The organism is Paenibacillus ginsengarvi (assembly GCF_003626695.1).
In the GTDB taxonomy this organism is placed as follows: domain Bacteria; phylum Bacillota; class Bacilli; order Paenibacillales; family NBRC-103111; genus Paenibacillus_AB; species Paenibacillus_AB ginsengarvi.
Genome location: NZ_RBAH01000047.1, coordinates 20,141 through 38,168, shown reverse-complemented (window position 1 = coordinate 38,168; position 18,028 = coordinate 20,141). Strand labels below are relative to the sequence as shown.

General features: G+C 56.6%; 16 protein-coding genes. 4 read left to right on the top strand and 12 right to left on the bottom strand.

Translation table 11 applies throughout. The features are described from left to right. Positions 1-168 precede the first annotated feature (168 nt). A complete protein-coding gene (locus D7M11_RS34785) occupies positions 169-750 on the top strand; it encodes a DUF4362 domain-containing protein (RefSeq protein ID WP_120751869.1) in 582 nt (193 codons plus the stop codon). A 136-nt stretch (positions 751-886) separates the two neighbouring features. Here D7M11_RS34785 and D7M11_RS34780 read toward each other — a convergent pair whose 3' ends face one another. After that, entirely contained in the window at positions 887-2,209 is a 1,323-nt protein-coding gene (locus D7M11_RS34780; protein ID WP_120751868.1) for an ABC transporter substrate-binding protein, read from the bottom strand. A gap of 238 nt (positions 2,210-2,447) precedes the next feature. Next, a complete protein-coding gene (locus D7M11_RS34775) occupies positions 2,448-3,872 on the bottom strand; it encodes a sulfatase family protein (protein WP_120751867.1) in 1,425 nt (474 codons plus the stop codon). A gap of 127 nt (positions 3,873-3,999) precedes the next feature. On the opposite strand from D7M11_RS34775, the gene D7M11_RS34770 reads away from it, so the two are divergent. Beyond that, on the top strand, positions 4,000-4,809 hold the full coding sequence (locus tag D7M11_RS34770; protein ID WP_120751866.1) for a helix-turn-helix domain-containing protein: 810 nt from the start codon (positions 4,000-4,002) through the stop codon (positions 4,807-4,809). Between the two features lie 101 nt (positions 4,810-4,910). On the opposite strand, the gene D7M11_RS34765 is transcribed toward D7M11_RS34770, so the two are convergent. From D7M11_RS34765 to D7M11_RS34740, 7 genes are all read right to left on the bottom strand, one after another. Then, entirely contained in the window at positions 4,911-6,062 is a 1,152-nt protein-coding gene (locus D7M11_RS34765; RefSeq protein WP_120751865.1) for an MFS transporter, read from the bottom strand. A 47-nt stretch (positions 6,063-6,109) separates the two neighbouring features. Continuing rightward, positions 6,110-6,661, bottom strand: a complete 552-nt coding sequence (locus tag D7M11_RS34760) for a PadR family transcriptional regulator (RefSeq protein ID WP_120751864.1) — start codon at positions 6,659-6,661, stop codon at positions 6,110-6,112. Positions 6,662-6,761: 100 nt separating this feature from the next. Then, entirely contained in the window at positions 6,762-7,361 is a 600-nt protein-coding gene (locus D7M11_RS34755) for a gluconate 2-dehydrogenase subunit 3 family protein (protein WP_120751863.1), read from the bottom strand. Then, the gene (locus D7M11_RS36650; protein WP_158606999.1) at positions 7,358-7,513 is read right to left on the bottom strand and encodes a hypothetical protein; all 156 of its coding nucleotides are present in this window, start codon (positions 7,511-7,513) and stop codon (positions 7,358-7,360) included. Before D7M11_RS36650 ends, D7M11_RS34755 begins: the two co-directional genes overlap by 4 nt. 226 nt (positions 7,514-7,739) lie before the next feature. Continuing rightward, positions 7,740-8,327: a TetR/AcrR family transcriptional regulator gene (locus tag D7M11_RS34750; protein WP_120751862.1), complete on the bottom strand. Its 588-nt coding sequence runs from the start codon at positions 8,325-8,327 to the stop codon at positions 7,740-7,742. 9 nt (positions 8,328-8,336) lie between these two features. Next, positions 8,337-8,783 (bottom strand): VOC family protein, encoded by a 447-nt coding sequence (locus tag D7M11_RS34745; RefSeq protein WP_120751861.1) that lies wholly within the window; start codon positions 8,781-8,783, stop codon positions 8,337-8,339. A 209-nt stretch (positions 8,784-8,992) separates the two neighbouring features. Beyond that, positions 8,993-11,743 carry a glycoside hydrolase family 2 protein gene (locus D7M11_RS34740; protein ID WP_120751860.1) on the bottom strand — a complete coding sequence of 917 codons (2,751 nt, stop codon included), beginning with the start codon at positions 11,741-11,743 and terminating at the stop codon, positions 8,993-8,995. Between the two features lie 175 nt (positions 11,744-11,918). On the opposite strand from D7M11_RS34740, the gene D7M11_RS34735 reads away from it, so the two are divergent. Then, positions 11,919-12,851: an ArsR/SmtB family transcription factor gene (locus tag D7M11_RS34735; protein ID WP_120751859.1), complete on the top strand. Its 933-nt coding sequence runs from the start codon at positions 11,919-11,921 to the stop codon at positions 12,849-12,851. 78 nt (positions 12,852-12,929) lie between these two features. Here D7M11_RS34735 and D7M11_RS34730 read toward each other — a convergent pair whose 3' ends face one another. After that, positions 12,930-13,376 carry an acetyltransferase gene (locus tag D7M11_RS34730; protein WP_120751858.1) on the bottom strand — a complete coding sequence of 149 codons (447 nt, stop codon included), beginning with the start codon at positions 13,374-13,376 and terminating at the stop codon, positions 12,930-12,932. A 194-nt stretch (positions 13,377-13,570) separates the two neighbouring features. Here D7M11_RS34730 and D7M11_RS34725 point away from each other — a divergent pair, with 194 nt between their 5' ends. After that, a complete protein-coding gene (locus tag D7M11_RS34725) occupies positions 13,571-13,954 on the top strand; it encodes a YhjD family protein (RefSeq protein WP_120751857.1) in 384 nt (127 codons plus the stop codon). Positions 13,955-14,012: 58 nt separating this feature from the next. On the opposite strand, the gene D7M11_RS34720 is transcribed toward D7M11_RS34725, so the two are convergent. Together D7M11_RS34720 and D7M11_RS34715 are read right to left on the bottom strand one after the other, a co-directional pair. Next, positions 14,013-16,121 carry an ABC transporter ATP-binding protein gene (locus D7M11_RS34720; protein WP_120751856.1) on the bottom strand — a complete coding sequence of 703 codons (2,109 nt, stop codon included), beginning with the start codon at positions 16,119-16,121 and terminating at the stop codon, positions 14,013-14,015. Then, a complete protein-coding gene (locus D7M11_RS34715; RefSeq protein ID WP_240041439.1) occupies positions 16,118-17,995 on the bottom strand; it encodes an ABC transporter ATP-binding protein in 1,878 nt (625 codons plus the stop codon). The genes D7M11_RS34720 and D7M11_RS34715 overlap by 4 nt, the downstream gene beginning before the upstream one ends. Between the last annotated feature and the right edge of the window lie 33 nt (positions 17,996-18,028).

The window sequence follows — 18,028 nt, the reverse complement described above, 5'->3', positions numbered from 1 at the left end:
TCCGTTCTAGTGGCAAGAGGTTTTTCAGTTTTTCCCATTGATCGTCACGTATCTCGTATCTTCTTCTCATGTGAGAAGTTTACCAAATTATAGGGCCTTTTGATAGTTTGAATACACGCCCTAGTTGGCGCCGTTCTGTTTTCGTTTACTCGCCTGGAAGCATCCAGTTTGCCGGAAGTTTTTCAGTTCCCGGTCAAATTCCTCATAAACGGGGCGCCTAAAACATTAGACTCCGAGTATACCGTCTTAAACTATAAAGGCTCCGCTTATGTTCCGATCAGGTTCATTGCCGAGTCTTTGCTTTCAAAAGTTTATTATACGGAGGAGCAAGAAAGAATCATATCCATTAACGCTCCCTTCATGGAGCTGCCTCAAGAATATCCCAGAGAGCTGGCTCGTTTAAACGGAGATATCGTGTACGTTTCCCAAAAGTTAGCCTATAACGAGGAGCAGTTGGCTAATTTCATCAAAAACGTGAAGGCAAACGTTAAGGACTGGATACGGATCGTCAGATACACCCCGGAAGGCGACCCTATTATTCAGACCGTTTCGTACGACAGCGGTAAATTTAAATACGTTGTAGATGCCACGCGCGACAAATTCGGCGGAGATCCTGTACGAGAATCAGCTTGCAGTTCGCTAGAAAGTTCGCATGACGTATTGGGCGATATTCCGTACACCGAGTTTTCATTGCAGGGCTGCGGCGAACAGAAAAGAACCGTTTCTTTGTACAGACTATTTGAGAAATAGGCGGTCACTAGCTTTAGTTTGACGCCCCTGATGCTTCCACAACGCAGCGAAAAAAGGCGCGTCCGTCATTTCAATGCGGATGCGCCTTAATCGTTTGCGGCTGGCCGGAGGCTCAGCGCTTTTCCGTTCAAACGGCTTACTTGCCCTGCTGTTTCATCTCCTGAATGTACTTGTTCGCTTTCTCGTCGGCGACGCGCAGCGCGGTGTTGAGGTCCATGCCGTTTTGCGCCATTTCCTTGTTCGACTCCTGAAGGAACGAGTAAATTTTTGTATCGTAATTCGTGCTTGTCGGCGCAGGCGCCGGGGTCGCCTTGAAGATGCCCTCCAAATTTTTGTTTGCGTAAATTTTCAGATCGGCGGCGTAGTTCTTTTTCAGCTCCGGCTCTTTCAGCACCGTCATCCGGCCGGCTTTGTTCATCGCCGTTTGCGCCTCGTCGGTCAGCAGCGTCCTGACAGCCTCGAAGGCAGCGTTTTTGTTTTTCGACGCGGGCGGGATCATGAACAGGTGGAAGTCGACCTGCCTCCCCAGCTTCGGCTTGTCGTCGAACGCCGGGTACGAGACCATGTCCCATTTGAACGTTTTGCCGTCCTTCTCGAGCTGTGCGAGCGAATCAGTAACGGCGGCAATCCAGTTCGGGTTCATCGCCAGCGTCTGATCCTTAATAAACTCATTAAAGCCGTACCCGAATTCCTTATTCGGTCCAAGATAGCCGTTCATATCGTACAGCTGGCGGAGCAGCGAGAAAATCGTCTTGTACCCTTCCGTCTGGGCAATAATCGACTTCTCCTGTTTCTCGTCGACGACCGGCAGCGAATATTGACGGAGCAGCCCTTGCGGAGCGCCCATCGAAACGCCTATATAACGGACGCCGCCTTCCGTTCGGGTTACTTTCTTCGCCAGCTCGAGCGTTTGGGTCCAGGTCATGCCGTCCTTCGGATACGCGACCCCGAGCTTGTCGAAAATTTCTTTGTTATACAGCATGACGCCATAGTTCATCGACAGAGGCAGCCCGTACAGCTCACCCTTCGGCCCGAATTTCTTCAGCTCGTTCCACACCTCGGGCTCCAGCTTGCCCAGATTCAAGCCGCTCGTCTTCACCCTCGACTGCAAATCTTCGCCGAAGCCGAGGTCGAGCAAGTATTTCACGTATACGTTGCTCGTCGTCACCAAATCCGGGACGATCCCGGACGCGGCCAAATCTTCCGGCGACTTCGCGTTCAGCAGCTCGAACGTAATGTTCGGATATTTCGCCTGGATCGGCTTGACGATATGCGTTTGCAGCTCGCGGTCGTTAATGCCCGCCTGGTAATCGTAAATCGTCAGCTTGACCGGCTCGTTGTTATAGCCGCTTGCCGCCTTGACTTCCTCCTGCGGCGTGCCGGCGGTTTTGCCGCAGCCGGCAGCCGCGATCGCAAGCCATGCGGCGGAAAGTGCGATCAGCATTCCCCTTTTTCCCATCCTCGTACCCTCCCGACATGTAATGGCCCCATTGGATTCATCCTTTGTTTTGAAAGCGAATACAAGTCTGATTATATAGAAAACAGCTCACGGCCTACCATGTACATTTCTCCGATTTCAGGTACAAAATCATCGCGATCTTCGGGGCCGGACTCTCGGGGCCTCCGCAATACGGGCAAAAAAAAGAACCGGAATCAGGCACATCTCCCCGGTTCCGGCCAGCACAATCCCTACGTATTTACGAAACGGCTCCCGCCGGCTCGTATTTCTCGTCCTTTACTTCCGCCTGCAGCTCGTGCAGCCGGTCCGTAAGCAGCTCCACAATGCGGGCATAGTCCGGATCGTCGTACACGTTCAGCATTTCGTGCGGATCTTTCTTCAGATCGAACAGTTCCCACTCCGGCGGCTGTGGATTGTCCTCCGAGCCGTTCGTACCCAGCGCGTCGGCGTAATAATAAATGAGCTTGTACTGCTCCGTGCGAATTCCGTAATGCGCGTAAACTCTGTGCTCCGACATATGCATCCAGTACCGGTAATACATCTCCGTACGCCAGCCGGAAGGCGTCCCGCCCTCCAGAATGGAGCGGAAGCTCACGCCCTGCATCTCCTGCGGCGTCTCAATGCCGGCGTAATCGAGAAACGTCGGGGCGAAGTCGGTGTTAAGCACCATATGCTTGTCGACGCTACCCGGGCGGATCGCCCGCGGATAACGGATGACAAACGGCATCCGCAGCGACTCCTCGTACATGAACCTTTTATCGTACCAGCCATGATCGCCTAGGAAAAAGCCTTGATCGGATGTGTACACGACAATCGTATCTTCCTCCAGCCCCTCCTCGTCCAAGAAATCGAGCAGCCGGCCGACGTTGTCGTCCACCGAAGCGATGCAGCGCAAATAATCTTTGATATAACGCTGGTATTTCCAGCGCTTCAGCTCGGCGCCGCTCAGATGCTCCGGCGGATCCATCTTCAAATCTTTGCGCGTCAGGTCCCGGTCGATGCGCATCTCCGCCGCGGCGGCCGCGCTCGCCCGGTTCGAATAATCGTCGTCAAACGTTTCCGGCTCGGGAATGTCGACATCCTCGTACAGATGGGCGTGCTTCTCGTCCGGAATCCAAGGCCGGTGCGGAGCTTTGTGGTGGCACATGAGGAAGAACGGCCGATCCTTGTCCCGCCGCCGCATCCAGTCGATCGACAAATCCGTGATGATGTCGGTCGCATAACCGTTCACCACCCGCTTTTCGCCGCCGCGGATAAATGTCGGATTGTGGTAATCGCCCTGTCCCGGCAGGATGTCCCAATAGTCGAAGCCGGTCGGATCGCTTTCCCCGCCGTGCCCGAGATGCCACTTGCCGACGATCGCGGTCTGGTAGCCATCTTCCCGCAGCAGCTTCGGCATCGTCGTCTGGCTGCCGTCGAACCGGTCGGACAGCGTACGGACGCCGTTCATATGATTGTAAACGCCGGTCAGAATCGTCGCCCGGCTCGGAGCGCAGATGGAGTTCGTGCAAAAGCAATTGTCGAAACGCATTCCCCCGTCGGCGATGCGGTCGATGTTCGGCGTCTGGTTGATCCGGCTGCCGTAGCAGCTCATCGCATGGGCGGCGTGGTCGTCGCTCATGATGAATACGATGTTGGGGCGTTTTCCGCTATACGTGGACATCTGTTCAGCTCTCCTCCCAGTCTAACCTATCTTCATCAGTATAGCGGAAGAGGACTTCGGCCCACTATGTACAATACTCCGATTTAATGTACAAAATCACTTGGTAATAGCGGAACGCCGTGGTACGATGGAAAAAACGGACCGAAAGGAACGGTGTCTCGTGCTTACACTCCATTCCGCCTATTACGACGATAGCATCCCGAACTGGCGAATGCCTTCGGTGACCGTCGGCCAGCATATCCTCGTTCTAGTCGTTCAAGGCAAAGTGGCCTACCGCATCAACCACGAAGACATCGGCGCGGAGAAGGGCGATCTGCTCTACATTCCGATCGGCACCGTGCGCAGCGCGGAAAACGGCGAGCCCGTTCCCCACCGCAAATATTCGGCCCTGTTCCACCATTCGTGCCCGCCAGGCGTCGTCCCGCTGTTCGACAACAACGTCTTTACGAAGAAGCGCATCAGCAACATCGATTATGTCGCCAAACGGTTCGAGGCGCTGCATCGCGAATGGCAGGAAGAAAAGCCGATGTACCCTTTCATCGCCTCCGGCATTTTGCAGGAGCTCGCCGGCATCGCCAGCCGTGCGACGGAGATGACCGACATCTCTCCGACCAAATGGATGCTGGCGGAAAAAATGCAGCGTCATATTCGCGAGCATTACCGCGAGCCGCTGAATGTGGGAGAGATGGCCCAGCTCATTCAGCGCTCCCCCAACTACGCGATATCGCTGTTCAAGGAGGTGACCGGCCAAACGCCGGTCAAATATATGCAACAGCTGCGCATTGCGGAAGCGCGCAATCTGCTCGTCGGCACCGATTTTACGATAACCGAAATTGCCGACTACCTCGGCTTCTACGATACGTCGTATTTTTACAAAACGTTCAAGAAATTAACCGGCCTGTCGCCCTCCGCTTTCGTCGCCCGGCGGGAGCCGTGATGCCTTTCCCCATGCGGCAGCCCGCCGCAATTACGCTCCCGACTGTTTCGTTCCACTGCCCGGCGAGAGCTAACATACATGCAGCGCCGACGCCCTGGACATCAACTCGCCGCAGCCTTCCTTTCCGCCAGCTTTCGTCTGGCGAACGCCGTGAATACTAACGCCGATACCGCCACGGACCCTGCGCAGACGACAAACAGCACTTCATAGCTCGCATACATAGTTACCCAGCCGAGAACGATCGCGCCGAGTCCGATGCCAAGATCGAACGCAGTCAGAAACGAGGCGGTGGCTACGCCCCTTTTGTCCGGAGCAACGAGCCGCAGATTGGCCGCTTGCATAGCCGGCTGCGCCGATCCGAAACCGAGTCCGTACAGGACGGCGGCGGTCAGCACGCCCCCAAGTCCGCTCGAGAAACCGAGCACCAGCAGCGCGGCGACCGTGACGAGCAGTGCCGGTACGATCACGACGCCTTCGCCGAAACGGTCCGACAGCTTACCGGCTAGCGGCCTTGCCAATGTGAGCGATAACGCATAGACCAAAAAAAACGTGCCCGAGTTAACCCGGATCGACTCCGCAAACAGCGGCAGAAACGTCGTAATGCCGCCATATGCCACAGCCAGAAAAAAAAGCGCCGAGGTGACGGGCAATACCGATTTATCGAATAGTTGCATACGGCTTGTCTCCGTTTTACGCCGAAACGGAATGTTCGTCGTCGCCGCAAGCAGGAACGCCGCTGCGGATAAACCCGTTGCAAGCAAAAACAAGCTGTGGAACGAACCGTTCTGCACGACCGAGAGGCCTACCATTGGACCGATCGCCATCGCAACCGTCATCGCCATGCCGAACCAGCCCATCCCTTCCCCCCGGCGGGCGGCCGGAATCAGATCCGCAACCGATGTGCTGACGGCCGTCGTGGAGAACGCCCAACCCGCCCCGTGCATAATCCGCAAAGCGATCAGCAGCCAGATGGCGCCTACCCAGTCGTACAAATACATCGAGACGACAAACAAAACGAGCCCCCAGATCATAAACGGCTTTCGGCCGTACTTGTCGAGCAGCCCCCCGACAAGCGGCCGGAAAACGACCGCGGTCAGCGTAAACGCTCCCGCCGCCAGCCCGACCTGCGCCTCGCTGCCGCCAAGCTGCTTGATAAATAGCGGCATGGTGGGCAGCAGCAAATAAAAGCCCGTAAACAAAATCAGCATCGCCAGCGTCATCTGTATAAACGGCTTTGTCCACAGACGCTCCATCCGTTTCCCCTCCCTATGGCAAGCATGGTGCCTGCCCCGATCTCGATTCACTGCTCCTGCGTGCGGATGCGTTCAATCTCCTCCGTAACCCAGCGGATATCCGTTTCCGCCAGCCGCTTGCGATGATCGAAGACGCGCAGCAGCTGGACGCGCTGCTTCTCGGGCTCCGGCTTCCGGTTGCGCAAATACGATTCGAAGTCGGTCACATGCCCGTAGTTCGTCTCCAGAATGCGCAAATATTGCTCCAGACAAGCAAGCCGCACGTCCTTGGCGACGTACTGGAAGTACACCATCTTGAAACGGAAAACAAACTCCGTCTCCCCTTCCGCTCCCGGCTCCAAAGGCTGCTCCATCAGCTCCCGGAAACGTTCCCGCCCCGCTTCCGTAATCTGATAAATTTTCCGCGTGCGCCCGCCCGGCGTCTCCTCCTCAACAAACAGGCGAATCCGCCCGCTGTCGGTCAAACGGGAGAGAAGCGGATACAGCGTACCCGAGCTGATCTTTCTCACGAGGCCGATCGAATGCTTCAGCACGTCCTGAAGCATATAGCCGTGCTTATCGCCTGTCATCAGCTCGCCGAGCACAAACAATTCGTACAAGCGCGCACATCCCCTTTCATTAAAATATGTCGTGCCGATATATACAATATATATCGGCACGACATATTTATCTACCCTATTTTTAAATTTTACACGATAATCATTCCGGCTTCGCCTCCCACGGATCCAATTGCCCAAGCTGCGTGCGCACATAACCGCGCGGATATGCCGGGCCGCCATAGCCGATCTCCGACCAGATGGCGGGATGGGAGCAGTACGCCTCGATCGTAAGACTGCACAACTTCTGAAACAGCTGCCTCTGCGGCAAAGAGGCCCATAGCTCCGGCGGCTCCGCGGCCGAGTTGCTCATCTGACGCAGCAATCCTGCACGATCCGCTTCGCTTAGGCTCATGAACGACGCCTGCCGGAGCAGCAGCACGCTTTGCTCGATCGCTTTCAGCCCTTGGCGGATCAGCTCCGGAGCCGGTGGCACTCCTACTTCCCGCTGACCTTCGCCGGTCAACCGGGACTTCACCAGCGTCTCGTCAATATGGCGTACGACATAGTCGATCACTTCCGGTTTGTCGTCGTACACAAGCGAAGCACAGACGGCGCGGAGCATTTCCGCTTCCACCAGAGTGAGATACCCGTACGGTTCGGCCGGGCCGAGCCGCGAAACGACGATCGACCGAGTAAACTCGTCCCATTCGTCGCGCTCGTCCAGCACATTGTAGGATGGATAGCGGCTTTTTTCGCTCACAAGATCACCTCGGCTTTCAGATCAGCGCGATCAAGCCGAACATGCTTTGGCCGGTAATGAAGCATCTTTCCCCGCACCTTGATAACCAGAAACGCAAGACTGGCGTACAACAAAATGACGACTCTTTCCATAAACCATAATGGCCAACTCATACGGCACCCCATTTCCATGCAGATATTCGGTTATACGTTTCCCGTATCCAGGAACAATATTCCTAAGGTGCGGCGGTCGCGCATAATCCCGGTTGTACGCGGCCGATACCGTGGCAGTTGAACCTTGCGAAATGTGATTAGCGTTTTTAGCCGAAAAGGGAAGCAGCCTCCCTAGCGCTTAGGGAGGCTTTGTGACATTTACCCGGACGAGCTTGCCCGGCAGATATTATTCGTTAGCGAAGCCTTTCATAAAATGCGAAATAACAGTCATCGTTTCTTCCAACGGACGGGCGTCATCTTCGCTTTGCGCGATCCATAGCACAGATTCGTTCAACGCACCGGACAAAAAATGGGTCATGGCGTCCAGCGGCACCGGCTTCAGCACTCCCTGGAGCTGCATGAGCCCAAGCTGCTCCCGCAAATGGCGCATCGAGTTTTCCTCGTCCATCCGGCGCCAAGCTTCCCAGCCGAGCACGGCCGGACCGTCCACCAGCAAAATCCGCCGATTCCGCGGCTCGACAGCCGCAGCGACAAAGGCGCGGCAGCCCGCAATCAACTGCTCCCATGCGTCGTCGCTTTGGATGGCCTCGGCTTCCACCCGCTCGCCGATCTCGGCCTGAACCGATTCGAGAACAGCTTGAAACAAGCCCTTTTTGCTGCCGAAATGATGGTACAGCGCGCCCCGCGTCAAATTCGCCTCCGCGACGATCTCCTCCATCGACGAGTCCGCATACCCGCGTTCGGTAAAATGCTTTCGCGCAACTTCCAGCAAATGGCCGATCGTCGCCAGCGCTTCTTCCTTGCTTCTTCTCATATCGACCGATCAGCCTTTCTCGCCCTCGAGCCACAGCTCCTCTTTATACTGCTCGCTATAAGCATCGGAAGGCGGAATGATTGTAATAACATCGATCAGCACGCCGTTCGGATCGCTTGTAATGAAATGCCGCTGCCCGAACTCCTCGTCCCGAAGTTCCTGCAACAGCGGAAGCTGCCCTTCCCGGATCAGCCTGTCATATTCCGCGTCGACATCCTCCACTTCAAAGTTGAGAATAAGCCCGTTCACCGAACGCCGGTAAGCGGCGGGCACGGTCGGATGATCGGGCTGAAGCAGCGCCAGCTCGTATGCCGTGTCGGCGGACCCGGACAAGCGCAAACTGACGTACCAGTCGGTTTCGAATACGGTCTCGAAGCCGAAATAACGGCGGTAAAATTCGGCGCTCGGCGCCACCTGCTCCGTCATAATGACCGAATAAAAGCTGGAAATGTGCATATGAGCATTCTCCTCTGTAAGGGATACACCTATATTAACATACATACAGTATGTATGTAAAATAACATCTCAAAAAGACCGAAATAAGTCCGCAACGCTTGATCGGCGTTACGGACTTTTCAATCTTGCCATACTTCTATTCGCTTCCTTGTTTAATCTTGAGGCCGGTGAAATCCTGAAAGCGGCCTTGTCGCCATCGCCTTCTTCCGCTATTCGCAGCGGAAGAGCAGATCGATCGGATAGCGTCCTGCATTGCGGCCGTACAGGGCGAGACCGCCTTCTCCGGCCCGCAGCGTCAGCTTCAGCTTCCGGCTCGCATCCAGCCGGGAGACGATCCGGCCGGGAACGGCCGTTTTGCACAAATATCCGTACGATCCGGCCTCCTCCAGTTTGTTCGCCGCTTGCTGATAGTGCCAAGAGAGCACGCCCCGGCTGTCGGCCGGGTCGTCGGGAAGAATGAACGCCCCGATCTCCTCGCCGTCGATCAGGACCCGAACACGCGATTCGTGCCGCTGCTCATCGGTCATGTAGTACGTGTTCGGATTGCGTTCGGTGTTCGCATCCGCGCCGTGCATGAACGATATTTCCGATTTGACATAAGTCTCGCCCTTCTCGGTATTGCGCAGCAGAAGCCGCTTGGCGCCCGCTTCGAATAGGATCTCGATGCCGTTTAACAGCGGCAGCTGCTCCCGATCCGGCAGCGCAACCTCGAACTCGAACTCGCCTTCCGGGCCTCCGTTTGTTTTATGGCCGCGGAGAGCATTCCACTGGTGCGGGAACGTGTGGGCTGTAAAGCCGCTTACCGGTACGCTTGCAATATGCCCAGACGCCTCGTAAGCGCCTCCCGGCTTGCCGCTGCGCACGTCAAATGTCGTGAAGTTGCGCGAAACGACTTCGCCGCCTTCAGTCAGCAGACGGATCGCGAGCACAGCAACGGCGTCCTGATCGGGCAGCCTCACCGATAGTGGAGCGAGCGGCGAAACGCCGTAACCGTCCCAGTCAAGCTCCCTGCTCCCCCTCTCCGCAACGTGCCGGGTGCCGAGGTTGTCGTATGACAGCTCCCAGTCGAGCCGAAGCTTCTTCCCGAAGTGGCAGTCCGAGAAGCTCGAACGCAGCAGCTTCGTCTCGACGACGGTGCCCGCATCGGCCGTAACGCACGGGGGAGCGTCGATCACGATAAAATCCTGGGCATGCAGATCGGCCAGCGTCATCCCGGGTACGAACGATTCGTAACCGAATAGTTTGTCTTCCCCGTTCAGACGATAGTAGCCGTTAAACTCGTTGATCACGTCGCGGAACTCGGTAAAGACAAAACCGCACAGCTTGTCGTGACGCCTGAACTCGTTCATCATGTAGCGGTAATGCCAGGCGAGGTCGCTGTCTCCGGCTCCGCCCTCGATGCCCCAGACGTTGCCGCATTCGCTGTTCATCAGCGGAGCGTCGGACTGGACATAACCTTCGCAGTAGTTAAATGGCGAGCCGGGATACGTTTCGTCTACGACTTTGGCAATATGGCTCCTGACTTCCTCGTAGCCGTTTTTGTAAAAATGCCACGTGTTCAGATCGGACTCGACATGGTCCCAATTGCACGGCGAATTGTCTTCCACGAGCCGGGTCGGGTCCATCCGCTTCGCCCATCTGTATACGTCCAATACCCACTTCTGCGTCTCCGGCAAATATTGCTTCGCCGGAATCCAGTCCCGAGTCCGGTCGGAAGCCATATCGTCCGTCTTGAGCCCCCAAGTCTCGTTGAACATGACCCATGAAAAAATCGAAGGATGGTTGATGTCGCGCTCGAACATCTCTTTCGCTTCCGCTTCGTACTGCGCCCGCGCCGTATCGTCCGGGTTGCCCCAGAAGCAGGGCATATCCTGCATGACCATCAGACCGAGCTTGTCGGCCCAGTACAGCTTGCGCGGCTCCTCCAGCTTGATATGCATGCGGCAAAAGTTCAGCCCGAGACGCTTCATCAAATAAATATCGTCCCGCATATCTGCGTCGGTCGGATACGTGAAGTAGCCGGTCGCGTTGTACGACTGATCGAGCGCGCCGTTCAAATAGATCGGTTTGCCGTTCAGCGTAATCCAGCGGTAGTTCCGCTCCCCGAACCGCGCCGTTCCGATCTCGCGAATGCCGAAGTACGTGGCGACGGTATCTACGCCGCAAGCGCTCGCGAGCCGAACGTGTCCTTCATACAAATACGGGCTTTCGGGACTCCACAGCTTCGGATCATGGACGGAAAAAACCACCGCGACCTCGTTATCGCCGCTCGTCAACTCCAGCTCGGTCAGATGGCGCACCGCGCCGCCGCCAAACTCGAATTCGAGCGCCGCCTTGCCGGTCTGATGGGCCCGGATCGATGCGGTTACTTCGATGCGCCCGTCGATGCGGGTGACGAACCGGGCCGCCGCCACATAGTTTTGCGGCCGGGCTTCCAGCCATACCGGCTGCCAAATGCCGCGAAGCTCGCCGTATCCTTGCTTGCCCCGGGTTTGACGGCTGTCGTCGCTATCTTCCGCGCGGAGAACGATGACGTTATCCCCGTCCGGCCGCCAAAGATCGGTCACATCGAACTCGAAAGCTCCGTAACCTCCGGTGTGCGCCCCGGCAAAGCGGTCGTTGATCCATACCTCGCACGAGTAATCGACCGCCCCGAAGCGCAGAAACAGCCGGGAGCCGATCTCGGCAGGCGACCAACGCACGATGCGGCGGTACCAGCCGGCGCCTTTCTCCTTACGCTCGATGCCGGATAACGGACTCGACCACGAGAACGGGACGACGATGTGCTCGTCGTAAGTGGCTTCGTCCTGATCGTGCGGCAGCTTCTCGGTACCCGCCGGCTCGAAGCGGAACGACCAGGTCCCGTTCAAGCTGTGCCAGTCCGCTCTCTCCCAGTCGGGCCGCGGATATTCCGGGCGGGGAACGAGCGTCTCGCCGTTCGTTTGGATAGCAGTTAACATCGGATAAACACGACCTTTCCTCGTTTTCACCCCCATTCTACTTCATGTATAATTATTTTTCAATGTATATTACGAATTTATAATATTTTATTTTTTATATAAACATTATTGTTTTACAATGTTGAAAATTGGGTGTACACTGGTGCTAAACATCTATCGAACAAGGGAGAATCCGATGAGCGAATTCAAACAAGAGCTGGTCCGGTATCCCGCGACGCGCATAACCGAAGTGGCGAAGGCGCTGTCCGGCGATCTCCGTGTTCGTATTCTGGAAACGCTTGGCGACAGGTCGATGAGCGTAGGCCAGCTCGCGGAGGCTCTGGGGGTCGCCCAGCCTACCATTACGATCAATGTACAAATGCTGGAGCAGGCCGGGCTGATCGCCTCCACCCCCGGCGCAAACCGCGAGAAACTATGCTCCGTTACATGCAGGTCGATTATGATCGAGCTGCCGGTGAAGCCGGGGGACGGACTGCACCGGATGGAGGACATCCACATGCCGATCGGCATGTTTTCCGGCTGCCGGGTCCAGCCTCCTTGCGGCATGGCAAGCAAGGACGGCTCGCAGATCGGATCGATCGACGATCCGCGCGTCTTCTACATGCCGGAGCGAACAGAGGCATCGCTGCTTTGGTTTTCGGGAGCCGGCAGCGTCGAGTATTATTTCGCCAACCCGATCCCGCCCGGCGTGCCGCTTGAGGAGCTGCGGCTCAAGGCCGAGCTTTGCTCGGAAGTGCACAGCTTCCGTATGGACTGGCCTTCCGACATATCGGTTTATATGAACGACCTGCACGTCGGCACCTGGACAAGCCCGGGCGACTTCGGCGACCGCAAAGGCAAGCTGACGCCGGAACGCTGGTTCCACGGAACCGAGTACGGATCGCTCACCGAGTGGAAGGTCACGAAGGAAGGCAGCTTTATAAACGGCGCGCCGGGAAGCGGGACGACGATTCACCAACTCGGCCTCCATTACCTTCAGCCGATCCGCGTCCGCTTTGAAGTCAGCGAGAGCGCCGCGAACAAGGGCGGGCTGAACTTGTTCGGCGCCGGTTTTGGCGATTATCCGCACGATATCGTACTGTCCTTCGTGCGCAGCAGCGAACGGTGATAGCGCGAAGAAGCCCGTATTGTCCCAATTGACAATGCGGGCTTCTTCAATTGACAGGTTGAGGAGTGCTGCTTCGTCTTACCGGACAAGCTCAAGATGCAGCAGCGGAAACGGCCGTCCCGATCCGTCCAGCTCCGAACGCCCCGTTACCGTAAAACCGTACCGCTTGTAGAACGCGCACGCTCCCTCATTTTGCTCGTTCACATCAACCTGGAGATGGCCGCCCTTCAGGCTCTCGGCGTAGCGGATCAAGCCGCTGCCTATACCTTGTCCGTGGTGATCCGGGTCAACGAACAGCATTTCAATCTTCGCTCCGTCCAGACCGATAAACCCAGCCGGTTCTCCGGCTTCGTCCAGAGCGATCCAAACTTCAGCTTGGTTCAAAGCTTCCTGTTGAACGATACCGCGGTAAAACCGGATATCCTCTACCGTCAAAAACGTATGGGTCGCGACCACAGCCCGATACCAAACTTCTACCAGCCGGTCGTGAACCTTTTCCTCATAAGCGACAATCTCTTTTGGCATTACGCATCCTCCGTAATTGCAATCGGTTCTCTTCCACCCGCCCATTATAAATCATGCAGCCGTGTTTCATAGGGAAAAAATGATTGTAGCCATTATCGAACGGGATCGTTTTATATTGCGTTTTTGCATAATTTTTCATATAATAAGAACAAATGTTCCCATATATTATTTTCCCCAAACGGAGGTGTTTCCGATTGTCCGTCCATCTGGCCGAACGCGCCGCCATGTCGCAGGAAGATATGCATCTGCTCCGGAATCTCATCGTACTTCCGGTTGTGTTATCCGCTTTCGAATCGGACCTGGTTTTATTTGAGAGCAACCCCAATCTGACTTCGTACCGTGCGCTGGCGGTTCGGACCATCGCCCGCATTCGCTCCGATATGCAGCGGCTGACGGACAACCTCCGCAAGCGCGGAATTGAAGTATTCGCGGAAAAACGCAATGAGAACGGCATCAACCGCGCGTTTACTTATCAAGGAAAACGCGGGATGTATGCGCTGCGCTGGGGCACATTCGATACGGAAATCGCGCTGCTTACGGATTATTATCTCGGCAATTTGGCCGAAAGTGCGGACTGAAGCCGATTTAGCTTCGCCGCACGTTCAGTGAAAATGCAAGCCGCCGACACATCCCCGCCTACCGCGCGTCCGGCATCTGCCGCCGTTCCTTGTACTGCAGCTCGAACAGCTTGTAGTAGTACCCCTTCAGCGCCAGAAGCTGGTAATGGTTGCCGATCTCGCGCACTTTGCCTTTGTGCATGACGATTATTTGATCCGCGTGCTGAATCGTCGACAGACGGTGCGCCACGATCAGCGTCGTCCGGTTTCGGGAGATCGTCCGCAGCGCATCCTGCACGACTAGCTCCGTCTCCGTATCGATATTGGACGTCGCCTCGTCAAGAATGAGAATTTGCGGCCGGAACACGATCGCCCGCGCAAACGACAGCAGCTGCCGCTGACCGAGCGACAAGTTCACGCCCCGCTCGCCGAGCGGAGTCGCAAAGCCGAGCGGCTGCTTGCGGATAAATTCGTCCATATGCACCATCCGGGCCGCTTCCTGCACCTGCTCGTCGGTGATCGACGATTCGTTCAGCCGGATATTCGAGGCAATATCCCCGCCGAACAGAAACACGTCCTGCTGCACGACACTGACCGCTTTGCGCAGTTGCTCCAGCGGAATGTCGCGGATGTCGATGCCGTCGAGCCGGATCGCGCCTTTCTGAATTTCATAAAACCGGTTGATCAGCGAGATGATCGAGCTTTTGCCCGCTCCGGTCGCGCCGACGAAGGCGATTGTTTGGCCGGGCTCGATTTTGAACGAAACGTCCCGCAGTACCCATTCTTCTTCGTTATAGGCGAACCATACATGGTCGAACTCGATTTCGCCCCGCACCGTCTTCGGCAGCTTTTTCGGAGAAGGGCTGTCGACGATGGCGGGCTTCTCGTCCAGCATTTCGAAAATACGCTCCGCCCCGACCATCGCCGTCTGAATCTGGTTATACTTCTCGGCGAGACTCATGAGCGGGTTGAAAAACTGCCGTACGTAATGCGTGAACGCGTACACGATCCCGAACGTAATCGCTCCGTCCAGCACCGACGCTCCGCCGTACCAGATGAGCAGCGCAATCGCCATATTGCCTAGGAAGCCGATCGCCGGCTGGAAGATCGAGTTGACGATGACGCCGCGCAGCCCGACCTTGAAATGCTCGTTATTAAGTTCCCGGAACTGCTCGAGCTGGCGTTCCTCCCGCGTGAACAGCTGCGTAATGCGAATGCCGGACAAATTTTCCGACAGAAACGAGTTCAGTCTGGCGAGCAGCAGCCGCACTTTGCGCTGCGCTTCGCGGATGACGCTGCGGTACCAGAACGTCATGCCGAACAGCAGAGGGATGATCACAATCATAAGCGCCGTCAGCTTGAGGCTCATCTGCATCATGATGATCAGGATGCCGAGCAGCACGATAACGTCTTTGACCAGATTGACGATCACTTGCGTATACAGCTGATTGAGCGTCTCCGTATCCTGAGTGACGCGGACGACGAGACGTCCAACCGGATTGCGGTCGAAAAACGAAGAAGACATTTTGCTCAAATGCTCGAACAGCTGGTTGCGGATGCGGTAAATGATATGCTGTCCCGTATATTGCAGCAGATTGGATTGCACATAGTTCAGCACCGCTCCCCCGAACACGGCCGCCAGGAAAAAGAGGCCAAGCGTAAGCAGTCCGCTCGTATCGTGCGAGCGGAATTTCAGCACATCCGCTTCGTCCAGCGCCACAGCGCGGAACGTCTGGTCTCCGGCGACCAGCTCCGGCCCCGCCGCGGACTGGCGCACCTCCGGCTTCTCCGCCGGATCGGGCCAGCCTTCGGCCAAATACGTTACGCCGTCCGCCTCGACGATGCGTTTTTTTGTGACCGAGCTGCCTTCCGCACCCGTTGCAGCCGCGTCCGAGTCCGCGTCCACCCGGACGTAAGCCTTGTCGCCGACGACGATCGGTTTCCCGTACCGCTTGAGTTCCTCGGCTTGCGCCGCCTCTGCGGCGTACATCGGCTTGTGCAGCCCGCCGATATGGTCGTCGATCGCCACCTTGATCAGATAGGGGCGGGCCAGATCGGAAGCTACGATCAGGAAGGCGAGTGCGATGCACAACGTGATCATTTTCCAGTGCGGCACCGCGTAGGCCAGCATTTTTTTCAGCAGCAGTCGATCCTTCATATCAACCGCTTTTTCCGCGTGTATACTCATCCCGCTCTACCTCCCGTCGCCACGCCCAAGTTCTGCGAAGCCCGGGGCGTACCCGGTACTGTATTCGCTACCTTATCGCCTTCCCACTCGCTCTCCTGCCCCCGGACCGCCTCGTCCAGCAGTTGCTTATGGTACAGATCCGCATACAGGCCGCCAAGAGCCAGCAGCGACTCGTGCGTTCCCCGTTCGGCGATCTCGCCCTCCTCGAGCACGACGATTTGATCGGCCGACTGCACTGAGGAGATCCGGTGCCCGATAATAATCGTCGTCCGGCTTTCCATGACGCTGTTTAGCCCCTCGAGAATACGGTCCTCCGTCTCCGTATCGACGGCCGACAAGCTGTCGTCGAAGATGAGAATCGACGGTTTCTTGATGATCGCCCTGGCGATGCTCACGCGCTGGCGCTGGCCGCCGGACAGCGAAATGCCCCTCTCGCCGAGCGCCGTCTGGAACTGATGCGGAAACTCCGCGATGTTGTCGTACACTTGCGCCACCTTCGCCGCCTGCTCGATCTCCTCGTCTCCGTATGGCTTCGGGTCGAAGCCGATATTGTCGCGGATCGTCGTGGAGAACAGAAACTGGTCCTGCGGCACGATACCGATATGGCTGCGCAGCACATGCAGCGGAATTTCGTTAATGTCGCGGCCGTCCAGCAGCACCGTACCTCTCGGCGGATTGTACAGCCGGACGAGCAGATGGACGAGCGTGCTTTTGCCGCTGCCGACTTTGCCGACGATGGCGAGGGACGTCCCTTTCGGAACGGTAAGCGAAATGTTCCGCAGCGCAGGCTCGCTGGCCTCCGGATAGCTGAACGAAAGTCCGCGAACCTCGATGGCGCCATCGAGGCTCTCAATAGAGAAGTCGGCGTTCGAATCGTCGGCCACATCCGGGCGGGTGTTCAGAATGGCAAGCAGCCGTTTTTCCGAAGCTTTGCCGCGCTGCATCGTGCTTACGACTTTGCCGAGATTGTCGATCGGGCCCATTAGCAGCGACAGAAACGAGTTGAAGGCGACGAATTCGCCGAGCGTAATCCGGCCGTGCAGCACCATAATGCCGCCAAGCACAACGGAGACGAGAAAGCTGAACCCCACGACCGCCGAGCTGAGCGCGCCGAACAGCGAGTTCGATTTGACCAGCTTGCGGTTCATCGCCACCGCATGATGGTTGTCTTCGCCAAACAGACGGATTTGCTCCTTCTCCTGACGAAACGACATGACGACCCGGATGCCCGCGACGAACTCCTGAACCCGGCTCGTCAAGCTGCCGATCGCTTCCTGAACGTCGACCGATTCGCGCTGAATGCGGCTTCTGAACCGGTACGACAATATCGTCAGCAGCGGCAGCGGCAGCAAGGTAAGCAGCGTCAGCAGCGGATCGACAGTCGTAACCATCGTAACGACGGTCAGCGTAATGAGCACAACCGCCTCCAAAATATTGAAAATACCGCCCTGGGTCACCTCGCGAATGACGCTAACGTCGCTGATCGCATGGGACATAAGGTCGCCGACGCGGCGGCTTTTGAAATACTGGGTCGATAACGTCTCCCAGTGCCGGAACAGATCGTCGCGAATTTGCCGGTCTAGCAGCCGCGACAGCCGAAATAAAAAGATCCGCGAGCTGGAGCGGAATATGGCGATGCCGAGACCCGCCAGCAGCATCCACAGCGCGATTTGCAGCGCTTCCTTATACGTCAGCAGCGACATCTCAAGCCGGTCCGTAAACGTTCCGAGCAAGGTCGGAATAACGAGCTGCATCACACTCGATATGGACAATAATGCAAAACCGATCAAGTACGAATAGCGGTAATCGATCACGTGTTTCCATACAATATGTTTTCTCTCCAGACCGCTCTCCCCCTTGTTTTGTTGCAGCATACAAGTTTCGATACCGATTCTATCTGTAAGCTT